An 8,319-nucleotide genomic window follows, 5' to 3' on the forward strand; every position below is an offset into this window, starting at 1 on the left:
GAATGTATGTATAAAAAGATTATTGCCTTAATTTCAACATTTATAATCTTTTTTTCATTAACAGCTTGTAATAATGGAAAAACAGGTAAAGATGAATCTAAAATAAATAATTCAACATTAGGGAAAATAGATGTAGTGGTTAGTTTTAATCCTTTAAAGGAATTTACAGAAGCTGTAGGAAAAGATAAAGTAAATGTTACATCAGTTGTTGAAGGGGCAGTAGAACCTCATGATTTTGAACCAAAGGCAAAGGATTTAGGAAACATAAATAATAGCAAGATATTTGTTTATAATGGACTTGGAATGGAACCCTGGGTAGATAAGGTTTTAGAAAGTTTAGATACAAATAAAGTTATATTAGTAGATTCTTCTAAAGGTGTTAATCCTATTAAAGACTCTAATAGTGGAGAAGATGGGCATGAACATGGAGAGTATGACCCACATATTTGGCTTAGCTTAAAAGAAGCAAAGGTTCAGTCAAAAAATATAAAAGAAGCTTTAATAAAAGCTGATCCTTCTAATAAAGATTACTATGAGAAGAACTATGAAGAATTTTCAAATACTCTGGATAATCTCTACAACGAGTACAAGAGTAAATTTGATAGTTTAAGTAATAAAAGGTTTGTTACAGGACATGCGGCATTTTCATATCTATGCAGAGATTTTAATTTAGAGCAAAATAGTATTGAAGGTGTATATTCAGAAGGAGAGCCAAGTGCTAAAAAATTAAAGGAATTAGTAGAGTATTCAAGAAAAAATAATGTAAAAACTATATTTTCAGAAGAAAATGCAAGCCCAGAAATTTCAAAGACATTAGCAAATGAAGTAGGGGCAAAGGTAGAAAAGATATATTCCCTAGAATCTAAGGAAGATAATAAAGATTATATTGAAAGCATGAGAAGTAATTTAGAGAAGATATATAGCAGCTTAAAATAAGAGTTGGAGGATTTTTAATCTTCCAACTTCTTTTTATTTTTGCTGCAGCTGCTGCAGTAGCCGTATATCTCTAATCTATGGTCAGTTACCGTAAATCCATTGTTGTTTATTTTAGATGTTATAGCTTCTAAAGGACAGTAATCTATAGTTTCCGTTTTACCACAATTTTTACAAATTAAGTGGTGGTGATGACATTCATTATAAGCGATTTCATAACTTGAAGAAGAGCCATTTAGGTTTGTTTTATGAAGCATACCTATATCTTCTAAGATTTCTAGGTTTCTGTATACTGTAGATAGGTTAGTCTTAGAATACTTTTTTTTGCATTGAATATATATATCTTCAACAGAAATAAGCTTTCCTGAATTCTCAATAAGAACTTCTAGTATAGATTTTCGCTGCCTTGTGAGTTTATACCCTTTTCTCTTAAGGGCATCCTCAATTTCATCTATATTAATCATTTATAACACTCCTAATATACTTTGACTTTATTTTATAATAATTAATTTCTAGATTCAATAAAAAAGTTAGTTATTACATGGTTAAAAAGTAGTTGAATGTTAAGAATTATATAGTAGTTTATAAATAATCTCTAAAAACTTGTGATATAATCTATATAAAAGTTTGTTTATTTTACAAAATAGAGGTTATAAATATGAATAGAGAATTTATGAGAAGAGCAATAGAAGAAGCAAAATTAGCAGAGAAGCTTAATGAAGTTCCAGTAGGTGCTGTTATAGTGAAAGAAAATAATATCATATCCTCAGCACATAATCTAAGGGAGACATTAAAAGATCCAACAGCTCATGCAGAAATACTTGCAATTAAATATGCTGCAGAAATCCTAGGAGATTGGAGGCTAAGTGGATGTGATATGTATGTTACATTAGAACCATGTCCTATGTGTGCTGGAGCTATTATACAATCGAGAATAAGAAAAGTTTATATTGGGACTTTTGATCCTGTATCAGGATGCTGTGGCTCTGTTTTTAATGTACTTCAAAGTGAGGCTTTAAACAGTATGGTTGATGTACAGTGGATGTATGATGATGAATGCAGCAGCATATTAACAGACTTTTTTAGAAAAAGGAGAAAATAAACAACTTATTATTTCATAATATAAACTTTACTAAGGTAACTTGTTATAATATATTATTATTGTATAAATATAAGCTTGGAGAGATGGCCGAGAGGTCGAAGGCAATTGACTCGAAATCAATCGTAGGGGCAACTCTACCGGGGGTTCGAATCCCCCTCTCTCCGCCAAATAATAAAAATAGAAGGGACTGATTAAGTGAGTCAACTCACAGGAAAACTAGACAGAATTTTTATATTTTTTATAGTTTACACTATTGTATTCATAACCTTTTTTAATACATTAAGCTATACACTGCCATTTGTGTTTGCATTCCTTTTTTCATTAATACTTATTAAGCCTACTAGATATCTTATAAATAAGTTCAAATTAAAGAATTCCTTAGCATCGTTATTACAACATTTATTTTTTTTGCTGTAATTATTTTTATAGTTTCCGGGGCAATAGCACATATAGTTCAGGAAATAATTGAATTAGGCAAAAATGTTCAGGTGTATATTGCTCAAAATGGAGATAATATATCTAAATTCTTAAAAAGAATATATAAATATTATAGTAATTTAGATCCTTCTATTACAGATAATATAGAAAAAAATATTTCTAGTACTATTACAAAAATATCCAATACAACAGTGAAACTTACTAGCTCAGCTTTATCAAGTGTGCTTACAATTTTTTCATCAATTCCGTATATACTTATGGTAGCATTATTTACAGTATTAAGCACATATTATTTTACAAAGGATATGAGTTTGGTAAAGAAAAAAGTATCAAAATTAATTCCATCAAACAAGAACAGTGAAATATCAAAAACTATAAAAGAAGCAAAAAAGATGCTAGTCAACTATGTTGTTTCTTATTTAATAATAATACTTATTACTCTCTTAGTAACCTTAATTGGATTCTTAATTTTAGGAGTAAGATATACAATAACTCTAAGCATACTTTCTGCTATATTCGATATCTTACCTATACTAGGTATAGGAACTATATATATACCTGTTGCAGCAGTTTACTTTTTTGCGGGAAATTATTTTGTAGCAGGTGGAGTACTTATATTATTTGTGATTGCATCTGTAGTAAGGCAGATTGTAGAACCTAAAATAGTATCTTCTTCTCTAGGAGTTCACCCTGTAGCTATATTAGCAGCTATATTTATAGGATTAAAAGCAAATGGAATTATGGGTATGTTCTTTTGTATATTTCTTGTAGTATTTTATAATGTGTTAAGTAAAGTTGGGGTATTAAAATAAGTGTGGAAAATATTTTTCAAGATAATATAAAAAAAGGAAGTTTATAAACGATAAAATATACGTAACCTGTAAGAAAAGTGCAATGTATTTAATTTTTGGGGGTGTATCCTATGAAGAAGGAGCTAAGAGTGGTGGGTTGTATTTTGGCTGGTTTTATATTTTTTACAGGATGCAGCATAAAAAATCAATTTAAGAAATATAAAAAAGATACTTCCAAGGCAGCGGCCCAAAGTAATATTAATGTTGAAAATACACAAAATACTGATATAAATGCAAGTTTTTTAGGAAGTAAAGAATTAGAAGGTGAGTATAGTTTAAAGAGAAAAAACCTTGAGAGTGCTAGGGATACAGAAAATTTAAAAGAGCTTAAGGAGTTTGAAGATAACATAAATTCAAGTACAAGTTCAATCAAAAAAGCTTATGATGATAAAATAACTGCCGTAAATAATGCAATGAAAACTAAAATAAAAAAGGAATTGGATATAGAACTTCAGAGAGTTAGAGCAGAATTTCAAAATACTAAAAAAAAAATAGAAGCTGAATATGCAGCAGAAAAATCAAAAAAGATGCCTTATGCTGAAAATAACAGAAATGTTAAGCTTTTAAAAGCAGAAGAGGAAAATGCAGAAAAAGAAAGAGCTGCTAACGATAGGTATGCGGCAAAAATAGAAGCTGAATCTAAGTCTTATGAAAATAAGAAAAATGGGTTAAATAATTTATGGAATGAGTATGATAGAAAAATCAAGCAAGCACAGCAAGAAAGAGATAATAATAAACTTGCCTTTAAGAATAAGACTATAAAAGAGTATGATGAAAAGATAACAAAGTTAGATGAAGATAATATAGCAACTGAGAGCATATGGGATAATACGGTTGTAAATGAGGATAAAGTTATAAAAGAATTTTATAAAAAAGAAGATGAAAAATATAAAATTGCTGTGAGAGATATAATTAGTTGGAGAGATAATGAATTATCAAAAATAAATTAGTAGAATATAGCTTATGCAAACAGAATATACTAAAGCTAGAATGTTATTTTTTCTAAATATGATGCGATATTCATGTTATGGAATAATATATATTGATAACTAACAAGTACTAGGGATAAATATTTATATTTCTCTTGAAATAAGTAAGGTTTGATAGTATAATAAATTTTGCTTAAGGAAACTAAATCTTAAGAAAATTAAATAATATTTTTAAACTTATGGAGAGATGTCCGAGTGGTTTAAGGAGCACGCCTGGAACGCGTGTGTAGGGGAAACTCTACCGAGGGTTCGAATCCCTCTTTCTCCGCCATTGGTCGTGCTAGACGGGAAGTTAGCGGTGTCCTGAACCTGCAATCCGCTACAGCAGGGTTGAACTCCTCGTCGAGGCTTTAAAGTGTGAGGTCTGGCTTATACAAGTGGCGTTGAGAATTGGGCCCCACGCAACGGAAACTCATGAACCCCGTCAGGTCTGGAAGGAAGCAGCGGTAAGTGAGATCTTCCGTGTGCCGTGGGTCAACCTGATTTGAGTTAACTGTATGAGTAACGCTCATACTTTACTGTCGACACGAGGTGCACGACTTTACATAAGATTATAATAAGACGCTTTAAAGGCGTCTTTTTTGCGTATAAAAAAGTAAGTATATTATGATATAATAGTAATTAAACATAAAAATTACTAAATCGAAATAGGATAGAAGGTGTTACAATTGGCATATACAGCTTTGTATAGGGAATGGAGACCTAAAGTCTTTGATGAAGTTGTTGGTCAGCCTCATATAACTGTTACACTAAAAAATCAAATAAAAAATAATAGAATAGCTCATGCTTACCTTTTTTGTGGAACAAGGGGTACAGGAAAAACCTCTACTGCAAAGATATTTTCTAAGGCGGTAAACTGTTTAAACCTTCAAGATGGAGAGCCTTGTAATGAGTGTGAAATGTGTAAAAAAATAAATGCTGGTTTAGCTATAGATGTATCTGAAATGGACGCTGCATCTCATAACAAAGTAGATGATATTAGAGAACTTATAGAAGAAGTAAAGTATCCTCCAAGTGAAGGAAAATACAAAGTTTACATAATGGATGAGGCTCACATGTTAACTCAAGGAGCTGTTAATGCATTTTTAAAGACCTTAGAGGAGCCTCCTAAAAATGTTATATTTATATTAGCTACTACAGACCCTCAAAAGTTACCTATAACAATCCTCTCAAGATGCCAAAGATTTGACTTTAAAAGAATAAAGAGCGATGATATATTTGAACGGCTTGTAAAGATTACCAATGAACAAGGTAATTTTGCTGACAATAAGAGCTTAAAGCTAATTGCAAGAATGTCAGATGGAGCCATGAGAGATGCATTAAGCATATTAGATCAAGCTATATCCATGGGCAATGGAAAAGTTGAATATGAGCAAGTTGTTAATATATTGGGACTTGTAACTAATGAAAACCTATTAAGATTGACAGACAGCATAATAGATAAAGATGTTGAAAGAGCAATAAAGATTATAGATGAAGTAGTTTACAGCGGAAAGGATATAAATTTATTTATAAAAGATATGACACATCATATGAGAAATCTTATGATGGCAAAGATTAGTCAGAATCCAGAAGAAGTTTTAGATATGTCTGAAGAAGGCATAGAAATTATGAAGGCTCAGGCTGATAAATTAAGAATAGAAGAGATAATGAGATATATAAGAATACTTCAAGAAGCAGTAGAACAATCTAAATGGAGCAATCAGAGTAGAATATATTTAGAGCTTGCTGTAATAAAAATGTGTAAAATAGAGTACGATACATCTAAAGAGGTACTTTTAGCTAGAATAAATAAATTAGAGAATCTGATAAGAGAAGGAAATTTTCAGGTAAAACAGAATAATACTAAAGCTGAATCTAATAAAGCATCTTCTGATAAACCTAAGAGCAAAGCATTGAAAGAGGCAGAAAAGAAAGAAGAAAAGGATGTTGAAATAGAATTAAATTTAGAGTCTAAATTGACTTTAGACCAAGTAAAGAAGTCATGGAAGGATATTCTTGAAATTTTTAAGAACAGAAGGCTTATGGTTTTATATGCTTCTCTCATTACAGGTAAGGCTGTGAGTTGTAAAAATGGAGTTATTGAAATAAAATATGAACCAGAGTATGCATTTAATATAAAAAGACTTGAAAAAGAAGAAAATCGTAAATTGATAGAAGATGTTTTTTTCAGAAGCACTAAAAGAAAGAATTAGAATAAAATATACTGTAGATAAAAAAGAAGAAAAACAAAAAATCTCAAGAGGAAATTTTAAAAGAAACCTTTGGAGAAGACTTAGTACAAGTAATTGATGAATAATTCAGTAAATGATAAAATATAAAAGATTGAGTTAATCTAAAAATATTAGGAGGTAATATTATGGCAAGAGGCGGATTCCCAGGAATGGGTGGAATGAATATAAACAATTTAATGAAGCAGGCTCAAAAAATGCAGGAGCAAATGGAAAAAATGCAAGTTGAAATTGAAAATAAAAAGTTTACAGGCACAGCTGGCGGTGGAGCCGTTAAAGTTGTAGTAAGCGGTAAAAGACAGTTATTAGACGTACAAATAGATCCAGATGTTGTAGATCCAGATGATGTTGAGATGTTACAAGATCTAATATTAACTGCTTGCAACCAAGCATTACAAACAGCAGAAGAAGTAACAGCAAATGAAATGAAGAAACTAACAGGTGGTCTTAATATGCCTGGAATGTTCTAGGTTTGAGGTGAATGATTTGGATTTTTATCCTGTAGCTATAGAAAAATTGATAGAGGAGTTTGCAAAACTACCAGGAATAGGTCATAAGACAGCCCAAAGGCTTACTTTACATGTATTAAACTTGCCAAGAGAAGAAGTAAAGGAATTTGCAGAAGCCTTAATGAAGGCAAGAGGTACTATAAGATACTGTTCTGTATGTGGTAATTTTACAGATAGTGAAGTTTGTGCTATATGCTCAAACCCAAACAGAGATACCAGCACTATTTGTGTAGTTGAGCAGCCTAAAGATATAATGTCTATGGAAAAGATAAGGGAGTATAACGGTGTTTATCATGTACTCCATGGAGTAATATCTCCAATGTCGGGTAAAGGCCCAGATGATATACGTCTTAAGGAGTTAGTAAGAAGAATAAATGGAGATGTAAAAGAAATCATAGTAGCTACAAATCCTAATGTAGAAGGTGAAGCTACGGCTATGTATATATCTAAAATTTTAAAGCCATTAGGAGTTAAGGTTACAAGAATTGCTCACGGTATTCCTGTAGGTGGGGACTTAGAGTATGCAGACGAAGTTACTCTTTCTAAGGCATTAGAGGGAAGGGTAGAACTATAAAAAAATTGCAGACTTTTGTCTACATCAAATAAACTTCTTTCATTTTGCAAATGCCTGATAGTGAAGTAAATAAAGTAGTGTTAGGAAACATGGTTTATTAGGGAGAAGAAAAGCCCAGTAGGCCATGTTTTTTGTTTAGAAGATTGATAGAAATAAGGAACAAGGAATAAGGCTTAAAAGCTCAGTAATATCAATGGATTAGAAGATTAAATGGAAAAGAAAATGGAATGAAAAATGGACAAAATCCCCCCTTAATCCTTCCCCCTTAACCCTCAATCTCTAAAAGCACTTTATTTTCATTTTTTGCCCCTAAAAATTGAGGAATGAAAGGACTTTAGGAAGTGAGGGAACAAGGAAAAAGAAATTAAATGGGAAATTGGAAGAGAATAACAAGCCAGTATTCTCAAGGGTTTGAGGGCTGTCTATAAAAGGACTTTATTTGAAAAGGGAAAGAAGTTTGTTTGGGTTACATATAGTTAGGATTAAGGAAAAAGGGGTAAGGAAAATAGGAAATATTTTAGGCTTAAAATAGGGCTTAATTAGTTGTTGCAAAAATAAAATAAAGTAGTATTATCTAAAGGGATAAGGAATAAGGGAAAGTGTTGAAAATACTGGAGTTAATAGAGTTCCAAGACACAAGATAAATGGGAAATAAAGGTAATTTGTAATAGGACTTTATTTACTTTTTAGAT

The 8,319-nt window shown here is 31.1% G+C and carries 6 protein-coding genes, 2 tRNA genes, 1 other RNA gene and 2 pseudogenes; 10 read left to right on the forward strand and 1 reads right to left on the reverse strand.

Annotated elements, in window-relative coordinates; translation table 11 throughout:
• The first annotated feature begins 6 nt into the window (after positions 1-6).
• Positions 7-936: a metal ABC transporter substrate-binding protein gene (locus tag ACFWTK_RS05945; protein ID WP_415875146.1), complete on the forward strand. Its 930-nt coding sequence runs from the start codon at positions 7-9 to the stop codon at positions 934-936.
• A gap of 14 nt (positions 937-950) precedes the next feature.
• Here the strand turns inward: ACFWTK_RS05945 and ACFWTK_RS05950 are convergent, their stop codons facing one another.
• On the reverse strand, positions 951-1,397 hold the full coding sequence (locus ACFWTK_RS05950; RefSeq protein ID WP_415875147.1) for a Fur family transcriptional regulator: 447 nt from the start codon (positions 1,395-1,397) through the stop codon (positions 951-953).
• Between the two features lie 194 nt (positions 1,398-1,591).
• Here ACFWTK_RS05950 and ACFWTK_RS05955 point away from each other — a divergent pair, with 194 nt between their 5' ends.
• The 9 genes and pseudogenes from ACFWTK_RS05955 (at position 1,592) to recR (ending at position 7,627) form a co-directional block, all read left to right on the forward strand.
• Positions 1,592-2,035, forward strand: a complete 444-nt coding sequence (locus tag ACFWTK_RS05955; protein WP_415875148.1) for a nucleoside deaminase — start codon at positions 1,592-1,594, stop codon at positions 2,033-2,035.
• Positions 2,036-2,112: 77 nt separating this feature from the next.
• A tRNA-Ser gene (locus ACFWTK_RS05960) sits at positions 2,113-2,202 on the forward strand.
• 28 nt (positions 2,203-2,230) lie between these two features.
• A pseudogene (gene ytvI / locus ACFWTK_RS05965) lies at positions 2,231-3,285 on the forward strand (sporulation integral membrane protein YtvI).
• Between the two features lie 110 nt (positions 3,286-3,395).
• Complete coding sequence (locus ACFWTK_RS05970) at positions 3,396-4,274, forward strand: hypothetical protein (protein ID WP_415875149.1); 879 nt, start codon at positions 3,396-3,398, stop codon at positions 4,272-4,274.
• 220 nt (positions 4,275-4,494) lie between these two features.
• Positions 4,495-4,584, forward strand: a tRNA-Ser gene (locus ACFWTK_RS05975).
• A 4-nt stretch (positions 4,585-4,588) separates the two neighbouring features.
• An RNA gene (gene ffs, locus ACFWTK_RS05980) (signal recognition particle sRNA large type) lies at positions 4,589-4,852 on the forward strand.
• A 129-nt stretch (positions 4,853-4,981) separates the two neighbouring features.
• Positions 4,982-6,612 (forward strand): annotated as a pseudogene (gene dnaX / locus ACFWTK_RS05985) (DNA polymerase III subunit gamma/tau).
• 60 nt (positions 6,613-6,672) lie between these two features.
• Complete coding sequence (locus ACFWTK_RS05990) at positions 6,673-7,014, forward strand: YbaB/EbfC family nucleoid-associated protein (protein WP_415875150.1); 342 nt, start codon at positions 6,673-6,675, stop codon at positions 7,012-7,014.
• A gap of 16 nt (positions 7,015-7,030) precedes the next feature.
• Positions 7,031-7,627 carry a recombination mediator RecR gene (recR, locus tag ACFWTK_RS05995; RefSeq protein WP_415875151.1) on the forward strand — a complete coding sequence of 199 codons (597 nt, stop codon included), beginning with the start codon at positions 7,031-7,033 and terminating at the stop codon, positions 7,625-7,627.
• Positions 7,628-8,319: the final 692 nt, after the last annotated feature.

The organism is Clostridium sp. (assembly GCF_047777555.1).
GTDB lineage: Bacteria > Bacillota > Clostridia > Clostridiales > Clostridiaceae > Clostridium_H.